The organism is Candidatus Erwinia haradaeae (assembly GCF_900698935.1).
Lineage (GTDB): Bacteria > Pseudomonadota > Gammaproteobacteria > Enterobacterales > Enterobacteriaceae > Erwinia_E > Erwinia_E haradaeae_D.
The window spans coordinates 1,002,606-1,025,157 of record NZ_LR217715.1; the positions used below are offsets into that span (position 1 = coordinate 1,002,606).

General features: G+C 36.9%; 10 protein-coding genes, 2 tRNA genes and 3 rRNA genes. 9 read left to right on the forward strand and 6 right to left on the reverse strand.

Annotated features, from left to right (window positions below):
- Positions 1-84 precede the first annotated feature (84 nt).
- Positions 85-1,929, reverse strand: a complete 1,845-nt coding sequence (gene recD, locus ERCIKOCA2762_RS03190; RefSeq protein WP_157988718.1) for an exodeoxyribonuclease V subunit alpha — start codon at positions 1,927-1,929, stop codon at positions 85-87.
- A gap of 3,408 nt (positions 1,930-5,337) precedes the next feature.
- Here recD and kdsD point away from each other — a divergent pair.
- From kdsD to ERCIKOCA2762_RS03235, 9 genes are all read left to right on the forward strand, one after another.
- Positions 5,338-6,330: an arabinose-5-phosphate isomerase KdsD gene (kdsD, locus tag ERCIKOCA2762_RS03195; RefSeq protein ID WP_157988719.1), complete on the forward strand. Its 993-nt coding sequence runs from the start codon at positions 5,338-5,340 to the stop codon at positions 6,328-6,330.
- Positions 6,331-7,293: 963 nt separating this feature from the next.
- A complete protein-coding gene (gene kdsC, locus ERCIKOCA2762_RS03200) occupies positions 7,294-7,848 on the forward strand; it encodes a 3-deoxy-manno-octulosonate-8-phosphatase KdsC (RefSeq protein ID WP_157988720.1) in 555 nt (184 codons plus the stop codon).
- 12 nt (positions 7,849-7,860) lie between these two features.
- The gene (gene lptC, locus ERCIKOCA2762_RS03205) at positions 7,861-8,445 is read left to right on the forward strand and encodes an LPS export ABC transporter periplasmic protein LptC (protein ID WP_157988721.1); all 585 of its coding nucleotides are present in this window, start codon (positions 7,861-7,863) and stop codon (positions 8,443-8,445) included.
- Positions 8,414-8,929: a lipopolysaccharide transport periplasmic protein LptA gene (gene lptA, locus ERCIKOCA2762_RS03210; protein WP_157988722.1), complete on the forward strand. Its 516-nt coding sequence runs from the start codon at positions 8,414-8,416 to the stop codon at positions 8,927-8,929. Before lptC ends, lptA begins: the two co-directional genes overlap by 32 nt.
- A gap of 34 nt (positions 8,930-8,963) precedes the next feature.
- Positions 8,964-9,692 carry an LPS export ABC transporter ATP-binding protein gene (gene lptB, locus ERCIKOCA2762_RS03215; RefSeq protein ID WP_157988723.1) on the forward strand — a complete coding sequence of 243 codons (729 nt, stop codon included), beginning with the start codon at positions 8,964-8,966 and terminating at the stop codon, positions 9,690-9,692.
- A gap of 1,432 nt (positions 9,693-11,124) precedes the next feature.
- Positions 11,125-11,604 (forward strand): PTS IIA-like nitrogen regulatory protein PtsN, encoded by a 480-nt coding sequence (gene ptsN / locus ERCIKOCA2762_RS03220; RefSeq protein ID WP_157988724.1) that lies wholly within the window; start codon positions 11,125-11,127, stop codon positions 11,602-11,604.
- A 1,840-nt stretch (positions 11,605-13,444) separates the two neighbouring features.
- The gene (gene pepP, locus ERCIKOCA2762_RS03225; RefSeq protein WP_157988725.1) at positions 13,445-14,761 is read left to right on the forward strand and encodes a Xaa-Pro aminopeptidase; all 1,317 of its coding nucleotides are present in this window, start codon (positions 13,445-13,447) and stop codon (positions 14,759-14,761) included.
- Positions 14,758-15,969, forward strand: a complete 1,212-nt coding sequence (ubiH, locus tag ERCIKOCA2762_RS03230; protein ID WP_157988726.1) for a 2-octaprenyl-6-methoxyphenyl hydroxylase — start codon at positions 14,758-14,760, stop codon at positions 15,967-15,969. Before pepP ends, ubiH begins: the two co-directional genes overlap by 4 nt.
- Entirely contained in the window at positions 15,956-17,176 is a 1,221-nt protein-coding gene (locus ERCIKOCA2762_RS03235) for an FAD-dependent monooxygenase (protein WP_157988727.1), read from the forward strand. The genes ubiH and ERCIKOCA2762_RS03235 overlap by 14 nt, the downstream gene beginning before the upstream one ends.
- Positions 17,177-17,256: 80 nt before the next feature.
- Here ERCIKOCA2762_RS03235 and rrf read toward each other — a convergent pair.
- From rrf to ERCIKOCA2762_RS03260, 5 genes are all read right to left on the reverse strand, one after another.
- Positions 17,257-17,371, reverse strand: a 5S ribosomal RNA gene (gene rrf, locus ERCIKOCA2762_RS03240).
- A gap of 106 nt (positions 17,372-17,477) precedes the next feature.
- Positions 17,478-20,411 (reverse strand): 23S ribosomal RNA (locus ERCIKOCA2762_RS03245).
- Between the two features lie 247 nt (positions 20,412-20,658).
- A tRNA-Ala gene (locus tag ERCIKOCA2762_RS03250) sits at positions 20,659-20,731 on the reverse strand.
- Positions 20,732-20,848: 117 nt separating this feature from the next.
- Positions 20,849-20,925, reverse strand: a tRNA-Ile gene (locus ERCIKOCA2762_RS03255).
- A gap of 67 nt (positions 20,926-20,992) precedes the next feature.
- Positions 20,993-22,535: ribosomal RNA gene (locus ERCIKOCA2762_RS03260) — 16S ribosomal RNA — on the reverse strand.
- The 16S, 23S and 5S rRNA genes sit together here with 2 tRNA genes alongside, the layout of an rRNA operon.
- Positions 22,536-22,552 lie beyond the last annotated feature (17 nt).

The following is a 22,552-nucleotide window of genomic DNA, read 5'->3' on the forward strand; positions in this document are numbered from 1 at the left end:
ATCATTCTACGAATATACCTTTTCTCAATAAAAAACCACTAAGTTCAAAAATTATGATTCTACTACGAATACACGAGATTCTTTTCAGCCTTTATAAAGTTTATCTAATAAACCACTACGACGTAGTACATCCAATCTGACTGCTTTTTGAAAAATTCCTTCATTAGCATAAATGGTGATGTTTTTTTTAGCGCGAGTAATCGCTGTATATATTAATTGACGCGTTATTATGGATGCTTCTTGATTAGGTAAAATAAGTACAACACGATCAAACTCTGACCCTTGAGCTTTATGTACAGTCATCGCAAAAGCTGTGCTATGTAATGGCAAAAAAAAAGGATTGAACCCCTTTATGTCACCATTAGGTCGTAAAAACCAAACCTTTATATGACGAGCATCATCCAATAATGCTATACCAATATCACCATTATATAATTGAAGATATGGATTGTTCCGCATAATTATAATTGGTCGCCCAATATACCATGGATACTGCAAGGCAGAGTGCTCGTATATTAATCCCATCTTATATAATTGTTTTTCAATATTCTCATTTAATCCTGACGTACCAAATAACCCATTACCAATAGTGCATAACACCCGAAAATCCCTAAAAGCCATAATAATCTTCTCATATTGTTCTCCAATTTTCAATAAATTCAAATATATATGATACCCCTTAACACAGTGATCTATTAGCTCATTATAATCTTGCGCAGATTGTAGACAACGATAGGAGACATCACTAAAATTACCATTAAGTATCCTTGTAGATAGTTTTATCTTCCCGGAATTTACTGCTAATGCTAATTGACCAATACCAGATGAATTCTTGAAACGATAACTTATTGGTAATACACATCTCACATCAGATATCGAATGACACACACACCTTTCCTTCCCAATTATTTTATAACCCGTTAAATTGGATAGCTGCTCGGCGCGACGGAGACTATAATGATTATCTAGCCTATAACAAAGATCACCGAAAACTGATCCAGCTTCTACCGAACATAGCTGGTTCTGATCTCCTATTAAAATCACTCGTGTATGACTAGATAACGCCGACACTAAATGCGCCATCATAGATAAATCAATCATAGAGGCTTCATCAATAACTAATATATCTAATGGAAGGTGGTTATCTGCATGAAACCGCACTTTCTGACTACCTGGCATAACCCCTAAAAGACGATGTAGCGTAATTGCTACGCTAGGAAAACCTCTTAATAGCAGGCACGTTTTATCTATACTCTGCAAGGTGATATGTAAAGATTCCGTCAACCTTGCTGCTGCCTTACCAGTTAATGCAACCACTTTAATACGTGGACATACTGGTAATAACTCAATTAAAACACATAGCAACTTAGCTATTATAGTAGTTTTACCAGTGCCTGGCCCCCCAGAGATAATTGTTAACTGAGATGTTATTGCTATAGCAACAGCGATTTTTTGCCAATCGATAATATTAGACTTATCAAAATAATAATCTAAAATTTTACATGTTCTTTTGTCTTCTACCTCCAGAAATAAATTTCTGCTCTGTATAAAATTTGTAACTATTACTTCACTATGCCACATACGATATAAATACAGACAATTATTTTCCAGAACTAGTGGTGTAACTATCTGTCCATCGCTAACTGCCACGCATGCTAACAACATGCTCTCAATATCTTCTGGCATACCAGCAGCATCCCAGATTATTTGTGCTAAATCCCGATGCAGACCAGAAAACAAACCTTTAGGACACATGTTTATTAGAGGTAAACACACATGTCCTGCTCTAACGTCACGACTAAGGAATACAGACGCTAATATTAATACAGGCTGAGAATCTCTTTCAGCAATCATACGAGAAAACTGTATATCGAGAGAATGTATTAAGCCATGATCTTTAGCTAAAGTTAAAGCTTCTTCTAACCGCATTATGTATCTTGTGTTGTATGCGAAAATATGCTAGATTAATTGAAATCGACATAGGACAATAAATCAACTACTTCTGCATATTCAATGTTATATGCATGAATAGGAATCTTATCATATTCTCCAAATAAATCTTTTAGAAAGGTTTTGAAGGTCTTGGTGTGTTCAACAAATTTTATGCTATCCTCTAAAACGAGATAACTGAGCATCTCTTATAGTCGTATATACAACAGTATCTTCTCTATATAATGCTTCCACCTTTGTGGATTTTATTAGCTTTGATGTGTGAACTACAAAAGACATCAATATTATTTTAAACATATAATACATTGCATGCTACGTTCTCTTGTAGAATATAAAATATTATAACACCATTTAACAAGTGAACTCATCAACTAGAACCCAGAAATTTATCTATTATTTAGATAATACCTAAAAATAAATACAAAACAATCAAAAGATACTCAACATACACATCATGTCTACCACTATTACACTAATATTTTGTCATATACATGACTATGGCCTCCTTGTGACTTTTAATAGTATTTTTTGTGAAAGCACATGTGTTTAAAATCAATATTCCTACTGTTATAGAGATCGTTGTGAGCTATAAATATAAAATTACATCAAGAATGTGCGTATCTCTGGATACCTGTTCATGAAAAGAAATAAAAAGTCGCAATTTCCAGCACCTACAAATCTTTAAAAACTCAGGCGATTATATGCAATATGATCTCAATTAGAGCGTAGTTCCATACGATCATATGCCTGATCAGATTCTGTACGGGTATTCACAAAACACTCTGTATGTTTCCAATTATAACTTACAAAAGTATACAATTGCTGAATCAGGCATAACAATATTCTCTTTAGCGGTAAGAGTTAAAATAATGAAGTTCCTAAATCCCAGTGCTCGAAATCTATGTATCATTTTATGCTCATGTATGAACAATAATCTATTTCTATAAAACCTCTGATTTATGAATGAATATAAAGCGCTTTAATAATCAACTACTCTCTAATTATAAATTTTTACCACTAAATTTTAGAAAAAACGACTTCTACTAGAGAAAAACTAATATATATCCAGAAATAGACTTCCTATAGATCTATAATACTCTCTCTATCATAATAAAAAATTATGAAGATAATCTTGATATATTTCCAAAATCAAGAAATACATTCTATATATTTATTATTCGCTAATGCTTATAGTAAGATAAGCTAATCTTAGCTATGTAGTCATATTGCTATCATGCGTGAATACCATTAAATTGATGCTATCGGGGCTAGCCAAAAAATATCTTGTATTATACAGTAAGTGTATCGTATCCGTGGAAACACGCGCTACATGATCATCGTATTACAATCACATATATATCCCAAAATATTGTATGCAATACAGATGGATTCAAAACCTAGAACCTTACTATATCATGCACAACACTACTATATAGCGAGTACAGCCATGAATATGCATTTGTAAATGTTAACCTTATTATATGACTGTTTAGATAACAGAAACTATGTCTAATAGGAGAAAATTCTATTTATTGTATATAATATTATAGATACACTACAAATCTTTGTACTTGCGCTTTACATACAAATGCTGATATTAGAATCATACAGTCTGAGGGGAATATAGGAAACAACGACAATCTAGTTAACGAAGAATATTCACATTTATCTCAAATTTAAAGTTTTTTCTATCCATCTTGAACATCGAAATGGTCATAAACACCATAGAGTAGCTATAATGATCAAAATACGGTTCATTCATAATACTTTGTGTAAAAAAAGTATCGTATAACTCAATAATTATTCAATAACTATTTGTGTTATGATTAAAAATCAGCAGGATATTGACCCCGATAAAATTCTCACTCTTTTTTAGAAGGTATAAAAAGATTCATAGAATAACATCCTGAATTCTGCACAGAAAAGTATATTGCCTCCTTTTTTATTTAAAACATGCATATCGGTTGCTATTTATTTATCTGCATATGTACTCACCTTCTAAAATTATCTTGTTATAATATTTTAGAAGATATGCATAAAAAATATTACTCCATACAAACTAAGAGTTCTTTATTAAGTTCTCTACGTATGCAATAGTCATTCAACGATAACTCGATATATACAGAATAATTATATACCTAAAAATGAAGTGTAAATTTGTTATATAACATATAAAAATTCTTGCATTGCAATTTACAGTGTAATTGTAACGCAACCAATATAGCCAATCATGATATCTCTCACCGATTCTATCGCAGCCACATGCACTCCTCGTAGAAAAAGCAGCATATTTGAAAATAATACGGTTACTGCTGTGTTATCGAGAAGACACTATCTCACTCTATTTATTGCAGCAGACTTATTTTCCTAGCTATTGATAAATATACGATGGTTTTTAATTGCACAGAATAGATTATTTTATTTCTTCTTGATTGATTGTATACATATTGAATCAATATCATTTAACCCACATCAAAAATGTAATTTAAAAAGTTTTTAAATATTCTCCATAAATTCATCAGTGCTCTACTCTAGACTCATCAACACATATATTATTTATCTAGCATAGAGCCATGCTGGAATCTAAGTACAGACTCGTATAGTGCTATAATATTTATAGATCAGCGTATTAGACACATAGCCATAATATTTATAATGTGTTAACATTTGATAAAATAATATTTTATGACCTAATCTTTTATAAAGCTATGCAAATTCTATATTAGATATACAATACCACGTAATAGATATTCGAATATTAACAGTGGAACTGAAATTTTCAGTTCTATTTAAGCAACATTCTTCAATCGTAATACACTATTTATTTTTTTCATCTATTATCATAGATGAAAAAAAGAATATCTAAGCACTGGGAAGAAAAGATATCACATGATATTCATCATATCTATATCAAGAAAATATAAACACTGTTTGTGATGTCAATAAAACCATACTTGATATCACGTACGAAGTGATAACTTAAATGGTCTTCATTAGAATAAATACTAGATTATGTAGCATGACTAAAAAGTCACTTAGACTATCGCAAGTCATAATATCATCACTTTTGTATATTGAATGAAATTAATATACATTGTTCAGCATTTTCCTACTCTGTTCTATAAAAAGTTTATATTGAGTTCTTCCTTGTTCTGAATTTACAGCACTATAAAAGATCTGCCGCTATCTCTCTCGAGAATGACTTTGTCATGATTAAGCTACAGACAAGAATAAATGAAATTTATTACATGATAATACACAAAAAAATACCCGTTCGATTATCGCGACCATTACTTCCTAGAATATCAAAAAATATCATGAACGCAAATTACGTACATTATATTTTAAATGTCACATATAACTTTCTAGCACAAGGATCTAAACATTATGACACGTCTTTCTACCACACATCCCTGTGATTTTCAGAAGAGCGGAAAAATGGTATTACAGATTGTACGTGAGGGACTTCAACAACTTGATCAATACATCAATGAAGATTTTGTACGTGCTTGTGAAATTATTTATCATTGTCGTGGCAAAGTCATCATTATGGGCATGGGTAAGTCTGGCCATATTGGCAAAAAAATTGCTTCTACTTTTGCCAGTACAGGAACACCTTCTTTTTTTATACACCCTGCTGAGGCTAATCATGGTGATCTAGGTATGGTTTGTGCGGATGATATTATTATTGCCATTTCTAACTCTGGAGAATGTATAGAAATTTTAACATTAATTCCTATCTTGAAACGTCGTCAGATTATCTTAATCTGTATGACAAGTCGCTCCAATAGTAGAATGGCATATGCCGCAGAAGTTCATGTATGTATTAAAGTACCACAAGAGGCATGCTCTCTAGGTCTTGTGCCTACAAGTAGTAGCACTGCCGCACTAGTTATGGGCGATGCTTTAGCAATCGCTTTATTAAAAGCCAAGGGATTTACACAAGAAGATTTTGCGTTATCACATCCTGGCGGAGCATTAGGGCGCAAATTATTAATTCGCGTTAATGATATTATGCGAGTTGATCAGGATATTCCCAGCCTTCACCCAGAAGCTTCCCTATACGAAGCTTTGCTAATAATGACCTCGAAAAAACTAGGCGTGATTGTGATTTGCAATATGAATAAAATTATTCAAGGTATCTTTACTGATGGTGATTTACGACGCTTGCTTGATGTCAGGAAGAACATAAATTTACATCATATTTGTATTTCTAGTGTAATGACACCAGTTGGTATACGTATACGACCAGATGCATTAATCATAGAAGCTATGAGCATCATGCAAAATAACAATATTACCTGTATTATGATATCTGAGAACAATCACTTAATAGGATTAGTGCATATTCATGATATTCTTCGCACAAACGCAGTGTGAATTGCGTATTACATATATTTGGATTACGTCAGCATCCAAATATCCTGTATTTCTGATCGCGATGTATATATCCATAAAATATTACACTGAAATATGCATACAACGTATTTCGACTAACACTAACCACAAAACAGTCAAAAATATCTCCGTATAAAGTATATTAAGCTTCCTGCATTTTGCACGGAATAGCTACATCTATAAAGCACATCATTGAATTCAAAATAACATCAATTTTACATATTATGAACTGGCAACATCATAATACCTATGCAAATCATTGTTAAAAAATACAAATAATACTGTCTTACATAATTACGTGGAGCAAAACAATATTTTCTCATATGTCTTATATCTAACAATCATGTGCCATCTGTTATAGAGCTTCCGTTCCTATTCAACAATCATGCTCTGAATCTTTAAAAAAATAGAAATACGCTGTAACAATACGCTGTAACAGAGACTGTAATATACTATATTAAAAAATATGTTGAATATTATCGATAAGGCAAGCGGTACATACAGTATTGGTAATACCAAAAACTGCATATTATAGTAATTCTATATTTCTATTGCGTGACGTTTAGCACATTGCAACTGTTTGTATTTAAACTCTTATCAAGTAGAATTTTCCTACATAAAATTCTATAACATGCTATGTTATCTTAATCAGATCAAATCCAATCCAGAGAAGCCATAAATTATTTTTCCAAAAAACAAAACAGGCATCAAAGTGTAATATTTGTGATTTACTTACTATGTATATAATATTGTATCTGATTATACACAATACTGCAATACCCCGGATCTATCATGCAAATTTACTGGTCTACGTACCACTATAAATAACTATTGCAATTAATAATATTGTTTCATATCCATACCACTTGATAGAATGAACTCTTAAAATCACCTATCTTTATAGATGTTTAAACAAGCATTACATATTAATACAAGGAAAGACTGATGAATCATCAAGAAGAAACATTGACAACCTGCTATGGGCCGGTCAGTCAACAAGTCATGCGTCAAGCACAAAACATACAATTATTAATTTGTGATGCTGATGGCGTAATGTCTAATGGAATCGTTTACCAAGGTAATTCTGGTGAAGAACTAAAAGGTTTCCATGTTCGTGATGGGTATGGTATTAAGTGTTTATTAGCCGCTAAAATAGAGGTAGCAATTATTACTGGACGAGAGTCTCAACTTCTGCAAGATCGTTGTACGACACTAGGTATTAAGCACCTATATCAAGGATGTTCTAATAAAATAAAACCATTCCATCTACTACTAGAACAACTACATCTTACAGCAGATGAAGTAGCATATATCGGTGATGACTTACTAGATTGGCCAGTCATGGCGAAGGTAGGTTTGAAAGTCACTGTATCCAATGCCCATCCGATCTTACTGCCAAAAGTCCACTATGTAACACGGTTAGCTGGCGGGAATGGCGCTGTGCGAGAAATTTGTGATCTCATATTAATCGCCCAAGGTAAACTTGTGCTAGATGATTAGTTTATAGTGCATGTGACTAATATTCAACGCTGTATAACGATGCTAGCGGTGTTGCTTTCAATCATATTAATAGGCTGGTTGTGCAACGAACATAATAATGTTCATGATATTTTACATATAAACCATGCTGCTGCAGAACCCACTTACACAAGCACTGGTTTACGTATGTTGCTCTATAATATGGAAGGAGCTTTATCGAACCAAATTAGTTCGGATCAAGCTGCATATTACTCTGATAAAAAAATAATCTGCTTTGTAAGGCCTACTATAAATATATATGATGATAACCATAGTCCATCATGGATGATACGGGCCAACACAGCTATGCTGGCGCGAGATAAAATGTTGTATTTATATGGAGATGTGCTAATAAATAGCTTAACTCATACAACAGAGATAGAGAAAATTAAGATGCACAATGCACAAATTAGCTTAATTACGCAAGATATTACCTCTGTAGACCATATATTCTTATATGGTCGTACCTTTTATGCTACTAGTATTAAAATGCACGGGAATTTACGACATAAAACCGCTGAATTAATCGATCAAGTACAAACATCTTATGACATACATAATATACATGAAGATAATTAAATGGTTTATAGGTATCTTTTTTCTCATGTGCAGCGCGTCGGTATTATCGCTAACTGCAGATTTCAGTCAGCCCATTCATATTCATGCAGATCATCAGATGATTGATATTATCAAAAACATTGCTACAGCTACTGGAAATGTGCTAGTAACACAAGGTTCCATTAAACTCACAGCCGATAAGATTATTTTGAATCGTCCAGGTGGCGACAACCAAAAAATTTTTATTGATGCTGACGGTAGTCTTACAACATTTTATCAAATGCAGGAAAACGGTAAACCCATTAAAGGTCATGCAAAACAGATTCATTATGAATTAAATACCAATAAAGTTGAACTTAATGGAAATGCCTATCTTGAACAACTAAATAGTAATATCCAGTGTGATCATCTTATTTATAGAATCAAAGAAAACAAAATAGATGCTATTGGTCAGAACGGTCACCGCATAACTAGTACGCTCATACCATCACAACTTAAAAAATAAAAAATCAGAAAAAATCAAAAAACAAACAATTAATATGTCAAATTTGATAATAGATAATTTAGTAAAAAGCTATAAAGGTCGTTTGGTAGTCGCAGGTGTGAGCCTGCATGTGCGATCCGGTGAAGTAGTCGGTCTGCTTGGCCCGAATGGTGCAGGAAAAACAACAACATTTTATATGGTGGTGGGTATTATATCACGCGATTCAGGTAGAATTATAATCAATAAAGAAGACATTAGTCTGCTACCCCTACATGCTAGGGCGCGCCGAGGCATCGGATACTTACCGCAAGAAAGTTCTATCTTCAGAGGTCTGAGTGTTTATGAAAATATAATGTCTGTTTTACAAGTGCACCATGACCTCACCAAACAACAACGTGTCAATCGCGTTAATGAACTACTAGATGAATTTCATATTGGACGGCATTTGCATCATAATATGGGACATACATTATCTGGAGGTGAGCGACGGCGCGTAGAAATAGCACGTATGCTGGCGGCGCAACCAAAATTTATTCTATTAGATGAACCTTTTGCTGGCGTAGACCCTATCTCTGTTACAGATATTAAAAAAATTATTAAACAATTAAGCGAACATGGTTTAGGGGTATTGATTACTGATCATAATGTCCGGGAAACTTTAGCAGTTTGTGAACGTGCTTATATTGTCAATCAAGGGCGCCTTATCTCTTCTGGTACCCCAGAAGTCATCCTTGCAGATACACAAGTACAGCGTGTCTACTTAGGGACAGAATTCAAACTATAATCACGTTTACCTCTCCACACAGTTTTCATCTAATGCGAATTTTCACTTTCAATAGAAAGTACTAATATCCAATATTACTGCATTTTACTATTATTAAATACCATCGCATCACATATGCTCTTTTTCTGCTCTACGCTGTTACGATATCGACACTCAATTACCCTATGTATTGCCACTACCGTACATACGGAATTAAATTCTTAGATCGTCGTCCCTATTTTCTAGGCTAGGATGTGGTCTTTCTATAAAAATCATTAACTACCCGTAATGCACAATCTTTACTAAATAAACTATCATTTTCTACAGATATACACTAACAATACTATATATTGCAACCAACCAACTCTAAGATATTAAAACTATTCTATCAAGCTTTCCGCTGATATAAATCATCACACATAAGAATAATACATGATAAAAATATTCTTATTGTTGCGACGCTTTCATCTAACATATTAGGATCTCTATAGTTCCATCATTATATGCCATACCGCCGTTACCGCAAAAAAAATCATTTTACAATCTTATAGGTAATACATAATCATAAGAATCATCTAATGCTCTGGTGTAAAAAAATGAAAAATACGAATATTAAACGCATAAATGTAAAAACAATCTAATACTGATAGTTAACTTACAATATATTGTAGTAGCTTATACTGATTACCACAACATGCTGTGATACTGTTTTGATAATAAAATAAAAGTTTGACAACCCTATTTCCTCGTAATTACACAGATAGAAAGTAGGATTTGTCACCGAAACGGACGAATTATATATCAGGATGACACTTAATTTTTATTTTTTTCTAAACCATATACAATAAATTATTGATTTATAAACAATATGAATATGTGTAAACCAGTCATAATAGTCATTTTTGTAATTGTGTAGATAAGTACCGAAAATTTTGATTTATTTTCGTAGATATGGATAATTCAATTATATCTCAAACAGAGGCCGCACAACATTCATTATTTTTAATAATGTGAGAGATATATTCCAATTATTTTAGTTGATTATGCTAATAATAGCTAAACGTTGTAGATTTTTATGTCATAAAGTCTAGATAATATCTGTCTACTATAGTTTATAATACAAAGGTTAATTTCACAGATCATTCAAGTATAAAATAAACGGGGCATACTGGTGAAAAAATTAATAAAATGACAGCCAAGACGGCAATCTATCTTCTTATTATAAGTTAAATTTTTTAAAAACCCATAACAGTTATCATGAAGATGTCATATAGAATTTCATTGATCATCCAAGCTCTATTAGTTGCAAGTAATATTGCTTTTTTAGATATGTTGAAAGAATAAGCTATTTGCTATTAAGTCATAGATTGTAACTAGTATTACACACTACAATCTCTATGCGCACTTACATATCAAAAATTTTTCCTGTGACCATGTATAAGTAATTAAAAATATGATAAATAACGAGCAACAACTAGAATTAGGCGCAGTATTGAGTATTTCTTGTACACGTCATGATGTGTATTGTCACAGTAAAAAAATGGCGTTGGAAATTATTAGTGAACTAGCAGCTACTCAACTAAGTCTTCCAAAAAAAATTATTTTTAATGCGATACAAACACGTGAAAAAATGGGCAGCACGGGAATTGGTAATGGTATAGCCATCCCACATGGTACGCTGGAAAATGATACTCTGCAAACTGCAGGGGCTTTTATTCGTCTTGAAAATCCTATTATTTTTGATGCTATTGATAATCAACCTGTGGACTTACTATTTGCGTTATTAGTCCCCACTGAAAAATGTAAAACTCATTTACATACGTTATCGATAGTAGCAAAAAAACTAGCGGATAAAAAAATTTTACGTCGTCTGCGAGCTGCACGTAGCGATGAGGATCTATATAATATTATTACTGAAAAGTATTCTAAATAATATTTTTACTACACAATATTCTATATTCTAATGATTGAGATATCACCGTTATTACTACATCTTAATGAAAACAATCTTATGCACGGCTCATAACATGTATAGAATAAATGTGTAAAAGGTATATAGAACTCATGAGTCGCATACTACACTCGCGCCCCCTAAACCATACCTGTCTCTGCGGTGGATAATGCATGATACTAATCATCAGATAGCTGATTTTTAATTAGGAGCGAAAATCCTAGTTTGCAACTCATTGCTTGTACACATATTATTTATAGTATTAGGATGAAATTGAGTGCTGCTATATTCTGTAAACAGCGCTACATCTAACATTATTTTTAACCTATACATACGAGATTCGAGATGTTCTATATTCTTACATGTATTTATTTTGCTTCAAATAGCGCATAATATAAATGCAATACAGCACGAAAAATCATTTGATGAACACTAGTAGCAATGTTAGCACGTAATTTTAAATATTATAATAGTTTTGCGGGATCTTCTGCATCTGCATGCAATACATTTTTTGCCCTAAAGGACAATAAATACACAACACATCATCAAAAATATATATAGATTTATGAATTCTTCAGACATATTACTATCCTGCTTGCTCATGTACGAAGAGCCATATTATCTTCTTTTTGATTTTAACAGTTTAATCGAGCAAACTACATCAATCTTGGCAATATCAGTAACAATATGTGATAGAAAATGCGCTATATAGCTTATAATTTTTGGTATTAATTTCTGCTAATAATGAATGAGAATAATGTATGCACATCTTATATTGAATGTTTCATATTCTCTGCATCGTTTATATTTGAACTAAAATAAATCAAAAACAATTTTGCATCAGCATGACCTTATTAGTACTTTTACTAGACAACCTGTCTATTTTTATAGCACTATCCTAAAAAACATTAGCTGTTACAAAAATTAATTGTTTTTCTAACTCATAGTAGATATTGTGTATATTTTATGATATCAGCATATATAAACTAATTTTTAAGAAATAATATTATTTCTTATTAAATTATATTAGTTAAGACATCATATTACTAATATCATGCCTAGGTTGGTTCTAGAGATAGATTAGACCAAATTTGTTTATGAGCTATATCAGATATACTCATTTGTCACATAACAATTTTATTACTGCATGCGTATTTTAGGTGTTCTATATAAGATATTTTAATAAAATCAGAAATTTACAATCTATCTGTGAATAGATGGATGATTTTTAATCCAACTTTATTGCATATAATGCAATGAATCATGATGGAGTAGCACTCGTAGCGCATTAATTTTTTTAAAAAAATAGCATGTAAGATTCTGTTTATCGCTCATTTTTATTTAAAAACCAAAAAGAGTTTTCTTTAATTTTAAAAAAATAACTTTACATCTTTTATTATATTTACATGAAATGCCATGCTAATTATATTTTTATTGAGATTCCATTAACCATTCTAGGGCAGATACCATTGATGGAATCTCTTAGATTTTAGACAAAGCTAAAATGACGACGACTTTCCCTACAAGAAAACCTAGTGAATATGCAATATACACGCGTCTGCTATCTTGGAATATTATAGGTTGTGAATTATTTATTAATATAAAATATACTATTTTATAAAATAAATGTATATATTACACATTTTATGTAAGAAAAAAACCAGAAGCTTAACTGCTGATTGTATGCTCATTATTATGATTATGCATTGTGATCTCTACTATGTGACATCAATGCTAAATATTTTTACATCTTTTGCAACACAAGCATCAAAGTATTCTACTGAACATAGTCACCGATCATCTATATATTAAAGAGAATCTAATGACTCATAAAGAATTTCTACGTCGCCGTCAAGCACTCTTGTCATATATGGCCCCAGCTAGCGCGGCGTTAATTTTTTCCGCTCCCATAGTAATCCGCAGTCATACCAGCACATATCCTTATCGGCAAAATAGTGATTTTTGGTATTTTACTGGATTTAATGAATCAGAAGCAGTTTTGTTATTGATTAAAATATCTTGTGATGATTGTTATAGCGTGCTCTTTAATCGCAGAGATAGCTTGCAGGATCAAATATGGTTCGGGAAACATCTTGGACAAGAAGCTGCACTGAAAAAACTATTAGTGGACGATGCTTTACCATGGGATCTCATTCATCATGAAATGTATCGTTTTCTTAAAAACATAACGATCATCTATCATGCACAAGGACAATATGATTTTGCTGATTACATTGTTTCACACGCGCTAGAACAGATCCGATCTAGATCTCCTAAAAATATTACTCCTTCTATCACCTTACTTGACTGGCGTCCATGGGTTCATGAATTACGTTTGCTGAAATCTCAAGAAGAGCAGATGGCTCTACGAGAAGCAGGACGTATTAGCGCATTAGCTCATCAATCTGCTATCAAAATATTGCGCCCTGGTATGTATGAATATCAACTAGAGGGTGAAATTCAACGCACATTCAGTCATTATGGTGCACGATTCCCAGCGTATAATACAATTGTTGCATCAGGTAAAAATGCCTGCGTTTTACACTATACGCATAATGATCAGAAAATGCATGCCGGGCAGCTAGTGCTCATTGATGCAGGTTGTGAATTTAAAGGATATGCCGGAGATATGACTCGTACAGTGCCAGTAGATGGAAAGTTTAGTGGACCACAACGTGAAATTTACAATATAGTAGTAGAAGCAGTCCATTTAGGACTCAAACTTTACAAACCTGGTACTACTATTGATTTAGTCACAAAAGCTGTTATACGAATGATGATAAAACGCTTGCTACAACTGAAAATTATAAAAGGTGATCTAGATGCTCTTATTGCTCATAACGCTGTGCATCCTTTTTTTATGCATAGACTGAGTCACTGGATCGGATTAGATGTACATGATGTAGGAAGTTATGGTCACAATTATAACCGTATTTTAAAACCTGGCATGGCACTTACCATTGAACCAGGTCTCTATATTTCCCCTAGCTCTACTGTACCTCAAGAGTATCATGGCATCGGTGTTCGTATTGAAGATCAAATTATTATCACACACAATGGAAACGAAAACCTAACTTCATCAGTTGTTAAAGAAAGTGATGGCATTGAAACCATGATGATGCTTAGAAAAATACAATGAGCATCATTATTGTAGGGGGGGGGATAGTTGGCTCTATGCTAGCACTAGCTCTTTCTTATACCACACAAGGTAATCAAACCATATTTTTAATAGCCGAAAAAAAACTAAAAAGCAATTGGCACACTACATATGATGGAAAGAGTATTGCATTATCTATTGATACCTGTCAAAAAATAGCTTCTTTTGGTGTTTGGTCTGCCATAAAACCCCTCGCTACTGCTATTACTAATATTCATATCAGTGATCGCGGATCTCCTGGTTTTATCTTGCTGAATTCTCAAGATTACAATATCTCAGCATTAGGATACATTATAGAGCTATCTAGAGCTATGAATACTTTATTGACTTGCGTACAAGAAGCGCCAGGTATACACCTTTATTGTCCACGTAAAGTCTCTGAGATAGAGAGATTCGAAGAATATGTGTGTGTTACATTAGATAATGGAGAAAAAATTCATGGCGAACTATTGGTCGCTGCTGATGGTACATACTCTGATGTTGCTAATCTCTGTGGAATTAAAAGGTGCACTGTCAATTATGAGCAAGTAGCCGTTGTTTCTACTGTTTTAACACAACTAGCACATAATGGATGGGCATTTGAAAGATTTACTGATCAAGGCCCACTAGCTATGCTACCAATAGCTAATGGCTATAGCACATTTATTTGGTGTCAGTCTTACATCAGTCAACAAAGGATAGAAAAATGGAATGATAAACAATTTTTAATTGAACTTCAGGATGCTTTTGGTTGGCGTCTAGGACGTTTTTTACAGGTAGGTAGACGAAAAATACATCCTCTTCAGTTACAAACTACTACTCAAAATATTTCTCATCGTCTTGTGTTAATTGGTAATGCCGCACAAACCTTACACCCTATTGCTGGTCAAGGATTTAATCTTGGTATGCGTGATATTACCTTATTAGCAGATACGTTACAGAGCGCCTGGAAACATGGCACAGGAGCTGGGGATTACCTTACCTTACAAAATTATCAGAAATCGCGAATGAAAGATGTCAGAGACACCATCACAATTACTGATGGATTGCTTCGTATATTTTCTAATAGACATGCAGGACTCGTGATGGGACGAGCTTTAGCTTTAATCATGATAGATCAAATCCCTTCATTGCGTCGTGTACTTGCTCAATGGATTTTAGGTGGCATGCAATGGAATACAGCATTAAGAGATAAAAATGAAACACTATGATATAGTCATCTCTGGCGGTGGCATTATTGGGCTAGCAATCGCTTGTGGATTGCAAAATATTGGTCTTCATATATTAATAGTCGAACGCAAACAACTCAAACTGCCTCTAAAAAACAAGATGCCTCTACCGGATCCAGAACGTTTTTCGGCACTAAATATAGCCAGTAAATATTTTTTCCAGAATTTAGGAATATGGCAACAAATATTAGACCTATGTGCTAATGAATTCAACGGCGTTGAAGTATGGGATATTGATAGCTTTGGGAAGATCCATTTCAATCCTAAGCAACAAAGCATTCAAGAACCTTTGGGATATATTGTGTCCAACCAGAAGTGTCATGATATTTTGTTACAACACACACAAGTCTTTGGAGATGTTACTATTTGTACCTCAGCAACATTACAAAATATCTCTTTTAAAAAAAATAACGCGATCATTATATTAGATAATGGAAACACACTAACTACTCGTTTAATCATTGCTGCAGATGGTACACATTCCTGGCTACGTCAATATTTTAAGATTCCATCATCTTTTTGGAAATACAGACATCATGCTCTTGTGGCAACTATTCGTACAGAAAAACCTCATCAAGAAATCGCATATCAGGTCTTTCATAGTAACAGCATCCTTGCTGTCCTTCCTCTAAGCAATCCTTATTTAAGCTCGATTGTATGGTCTTTACCCCCAGAGCAAGCTTGCTTTTTTCAACAAGCATCAGAAATATTATTTAATCAACACTTATCAATACATTTTGATCTTTGCTTAGGAGTATGCCAACTAGTAAGTAAACGACAAACTCTTCCACTAACAGGGTGTTACGCACACCACTTGGTAGCACATCGACTTACTTTAGTTGGCGACGCAGCACATACGATTCACCCCCTCATAGGACAAGGATTAAATATCGGCTTAATGGATGCCGCTGAATTAGTTGGTACAATACGGCGTATTCAAAATCAAGGTGGGGATATTGGTCAATATGACAACCTTCGTTCTTATGAGAGAAGTCGAAAATACAGTTCTTTTTTAGCATTAACTGGAGCGCAAGGGTTCTATATAATATTTAATGGTAACAATATAGGGAAAAAACTCCTGCGTAATAGTTTGTTAAAACTAACTAATCACATTCCCGCAGTGAAGTCTTGCTTATTACAACACGCACAAGGAATTATAAACATCCCCCCATGGCTATCACGCTTATAATGCACCAAAAGGGAACTGCTAGACACCAAACAAAGAAAAAGGCCGTCAAAAATTTTTGACGGCCTTTTTCTTTGTTTGGTGTCTAGCAGTTCCCTACTCTCACATGGGGAGACCCCACACTACCATCGGCGCTACGGCGTTTCACTTCTGAGTTCGGCATGGATCAGGTGGTGCCACCGCGCTATAGCCGCTAGACAAAATTCTATTAATCTATAATACACCATTCTTTATATAATAGTCAATACAAGCTGAACTTATGTAACTGTTGATAAAGTTTTTGATAAAACGCTTCTGGTGTTGTAAGGTTAAGCCTCACGGGTCATTAGTACCGGTTAGCTCAACACATTGCTATGCTTACACATCCGGCCTATCAACGTCGTTGTCTTCAACGTCCCTTTAGGACTCTTTAAGAGTCTGGGAAGACTCATCTTGAGGCAAGTTTCGCGCTTATATGCTTTCAGCGCTTATCTTTTCCGCACTTAGCTACCGGGCAATGCCATTGGCATGACAACCCGAACACCAGCGGTGCGTTCACTCCGGTCCTCTCGTACTAGGAGTAACCCCTCTCAATCTTCCAACGCCCACGGCAGATAGGGACCGAACTGTCTCACGACGTTCTAAACCCAGCTCGCGTACCACTTTAAACGGCGAACAACCGTACCCTTGGGACCTGCTTCAGCCCCGGGATGTGATGAGCCGACATCGAGGTGCCAAACACCGCCGTCGATATGAACTCTTGGGCGGTATCAGCCTGTTATCCCCGGAGTACCTTTTATTCGTTGAGCGATGGCCCTTCCATACAGCACCACCGGATCATTATGACCTGCTTTCGCACCTGCTCGAATTGTCACTCTCGCAGTCAAGCCAGCTTATGCCATTGCACTAACCTCACGATATCCGACCGTGATTAGCTGACCTTAGTGCTCCTCCGTTACTCTTTAGGAGGAGACCGCCCCAGTCAAACTACCCACCAGACACTGTTCCCACACCGGTTAACGGTGCTAGGTTAGAACAATAAACCTTAAAGGGTGGTATTTCAAGGATGGCTCTACGAGGACTGGCGCCCTAGTTTCCTAGCCTCCCACCTATCCTACACATTAAAGCTCAGTGTTCAGTGTCAAGCTATAGTAAAGGTTCACGGGGTCTTTCCGTCTTGCCGCGGGTACACTGCATCTTCACAGCGATTTCAATTTCACTGAGTCCCGGGTGGAGACAGCCTAGCCATCATTACGCCATTCGTGCAGGTCGGAACTTACCCGACAAGGAATTTCGCTACCTTAGGACCGTTATAGTTACGGCCGCCGTTTACCGGGGCTTCGATCAAGAGCTTTTCCTTGTATGGATAACCCCATCAATTAACCTTCCGGCACCGGGCAGGCGTCACACCGTATACGTCCACTTTCGTGTTTGCACAGTGCTGTGTTTTTAATAAACAGTTGCAGCTAGCTGGTATCTTCGACTGACTTTAGCTCCGCAAGCCTGTCGCTTCACCTGAAGTCAGCGTGCCTTCTCCCGAAGTTACGGCACCATTTTGCCTAGTTCCTTCACCCGGGTTCTCTCAAGCGCCTTAGTATGCTCTACCTGACCACCTGTGTCGGTTTGGGGTACGATTAACTATGACCTAATACTTAGAGGCTTTTCCTGGAAGCATGGCGTTTATTACTTCAGCGCCGTAGCGCTTCGTCATAACATCTCAGCCGTACTGAGCGAAGGATTTGCCTAACGCCCAAGCCTACATGCTTAAACCGGGACAACCGACGCCCGGCTAACATAGCCTTCTCCGTCCCCCCTTCGTAGTCATAATCAGTACAGGAATATTAACCTGTTGTCCATCGATTACGCCTTTCGGCCTCACCTTAGGTGTCGACTCACCCTGCCTCGATTAACGTTGGACAGGAACCCTTAGTCTTTCGGCGAGCGGGCATTTCACCCGCTTTATCGTTACTCATGTCAGCATTCGCACTTCTGATATCTCCAGTATGCTTCACAACATACCTTCAAAGACTTACAGAACGCTCCCCTACCCACCTGGCGAATCCATAAGGTCGCATGACCTTATGGATTCGCCAGATGCCGCAGCTTCGGTGCATAATTTAGCCCCGTTACATCTTCCGCGCAAGCCGACTCGACCAGTGAGCTTTTACGCTTTCTTTAAATGATGGCTGCTTCTAAGCCAACATCCTGGCTGTCCGGGCCTTCTCACATCGTTTCCCACTTAACTATGACTTTGGGACCTTAGCTGGCGGTCTGGGTTGTTTCCCTCTTCACGACGGACGTTAGCACCCGCCGTGTGTCTCCCGTGATTGCATTCTTCGGTATTCATAGTTTGCATTGGCTTGGTAAGCCGGTGTGGCCCCCTGACCAAAACAGTGCTCTACCCCCAAAGATGATATCACAAGGCGCTACCTAAATAGCTTTCGGGGAGAACCAGCTATCTCCCGGTTTGATTGGCCTTTCACCCCTAACCATAGGTCATCCGCTAATTTTTCAACATTAGTCGGTTCGGTCCTCCAGTTAGTGTTACCCAACCTTCAACCTGCCCGTGGCTAGATCACCGGGTTTCGGGTCTGTACTCTGCAACTGAACGCCCATTTAAGACTCGGTTTCCCTACGGCTCCCCTATACGGTTAACCTCGCTACAAAGAACAAGTCGCTGACCCATTATACAAAAGGTACGCAGTCACACCATGTAGGTGCTTCTACTGCTTGTACGTACACGGTTTCAGGTTCTTTTCACTCCCCTTATAGGGGTTCTTTTCGCCTTTCCCTCACGGTACTAGTTCACTATCGGTCAGTCAGTAGTATTTAGCCTTAGAGGATGGTCCCCCCACATTCAGACAGGATGTCACGTGTCCCGCCCTACTCTTCGAGTTCACAATTAACGAATTTTTACATACGGGACTATCACCCTTTATTGTACGACTTTCCAGACGCTTCTGCTAATTCGCTAACTGATTATAACTCTGGGCCTGATCCCCGTTCGCTCGCCGCTACTAAGGGAATCTCAATTGATTTCTTTTCCTCGGGGTACTTAGATGTTTCAGTTCCCCCGGTTCGCCTTATGTTACTATGAATTTATAACATAATGATGCAATTATTTGCATCGGGTTTCCCCATTCGGGTATCGTCGGCTGTAACGGTTCATATCACCTCCCCGACGCTTTTCGCAGATTAGCACGCCCTTCATCGCCTCTGACTGCCTAGGCATCCACCGTGTACGCTTTTTCGCTTAACCTTACAACCCACAAGCGTCCCACTGTTTTACCTATTAGTTTTCTTCAAATTAATATCATTAATACAATGATATTAATCAAAATTATAACTCTTATTTGTTACATAAGATCGGTTCAAAAACGATATTGAACTCTAATTTTAGCTTGTTCCAAATTATTAAAGAGCAAAATATTTTTTATTACAGTATTCATAATTCTATTCTAGAAAAACCTTTTATACAATATAAATTTTAAAATCTATATTTATTGTGGAGCTAAGCGGTCTCGAACCGCTGGCCTCCTGCGTGCAAAGCAGGCGCTCTACCAACTGAGCTATAGCCCCATAAAATATTTAAAATTTCTATATTAATATGCTATATATACTCAGGTGGTTATAGTATGTTTAATAGCGTACCCTATTTTCCATAAGAAAACGCTTACTATAGCGTTTATAAATATTTGGTAGGCCTGAGTGGACTTGAACCACCGCCCTCACCCTTATCAGGGGTGCGCTCTAGCCGCCTGAGCTACAAGCCTAAGGTTTTGCTAATTTCTTGTCATCAGATAATCTGTGTGGACACTATCGAAGATACTACCCTTAGTTTAAGGAGGTGATCCAACCGCAGGTTCCCCTACGGTTACCTTGTTACGACTTCACCCCAGTCATGAATCACAAAGTGGTAGGCGCCCTCTCGAAAGTTAAGCTACCTACTTCTTTTGCAAGCCACTCCCATGGTGTGACGGGCGGTGTGTACAAGGCCCGGGAACGTATTCACCGTGGCATTCTAATCCACGATTACTAGCGATTCCGACTTCACGGAGTCGAGTTGCAGACTCCGATCCGGACTACGACGCACTTTGTGAGGTCCGCTTGCTCTCGCGAGGTAGCTTCTCTTTGTATGCACCATTGTAGCACGTGTGTAGCCCTAACCATAAGGGCCATGATGACTTGACGTCATCCCCACCTTCCTCCGGTTTATCACCGGCAGTCTCCTTTGAGTTCCCGACCGAATCGATGGCAAAAAAGGATAAGGGTTGCGCTCGTTGCGGGACTTAACCCAACATTTCACAACACGAGCTGACGACAGCCATGCAGCACCTGTCTCGTGGCTCCCAAAGGCACTCTTGTATTTCTACAAAATTCCACGGATGTCAAGGTTAGGTAAGGTTTTTCGCGTTGCATCGAATTAAACCACATGCTCCACCGCTTGTGCGGGCCCCCGTCAATTCATTTGAGTTTTAACCTTGCGGCCGTACTCCCCAGGCGGTCGACTTAACGCGTTAGCTACGGAAGCCACTCCACTCGGGAACAACCTCCAAGTCGACATTGTTTACGGCATGGACTACCAGGGTATCTAATCCTGTTTGCTCCCCACGCTTTCGCACATGAGCGTCAGTTTTCGTCCAGGGGGACGCCTTCGCCATTGGTATTCCTCCAGATCTCTACGCATTTCACCGCTACACCTAGAATTCTACCCCCCTCTACGAGACTCGAGTCTACCAGTTTCGAATGCAGTTCCCAGGTTAAGCCCAGGGATTTCACATCCGACTTGATAATCCGCCTACGTGCCCTTTACGCCCAGTAATTCCGATTAACGCTTGCACCCTCCGTATTACCGCGGCTGCTGGCACGGAGTTAGCCGGTGCTTCTTTTGCGGGTAACGTCAATAAGAGAAATGTGTTATCTTTCTCTATTTCTTTCCCGCTGAAAGTACTTTACAACCCGAAGGCCTTCTTCATACACGCGGCATGGCTGCATCAGGCTTTCGCCCATTGTGCAATATTCCCCACTGCTGCCTCCCGCAGGAGTCTGGACCGTGTCTCAGTTCCAGTGTGGCTGGTCATCCTCTCAGACCAGCTAGGGATCGTGGCCTGGGTGAGCCATTACCTCACCCATAAGCTAATCCCGTCTGGGCACATCCGATGGCGTAAGGTCCGAAGATCCCCTACTTTGGTCCACAGACTTTATGCGGTATTAGCTACCGTTTCCAATAGTTATCCCCCTCCATCGGGCAGTTTCCCGGATATTACTCACCCGTTCGCCACTCGTCGGCAAAGAAGCAAGCTTCTTTCCGCTACCGTTCGACTTGCATGTGTTAGGCCTGCCGCCAGCGTTCAATCTGAGCCATGATCAAACTCTTCAATTAAAAGTCCGATTTTACTG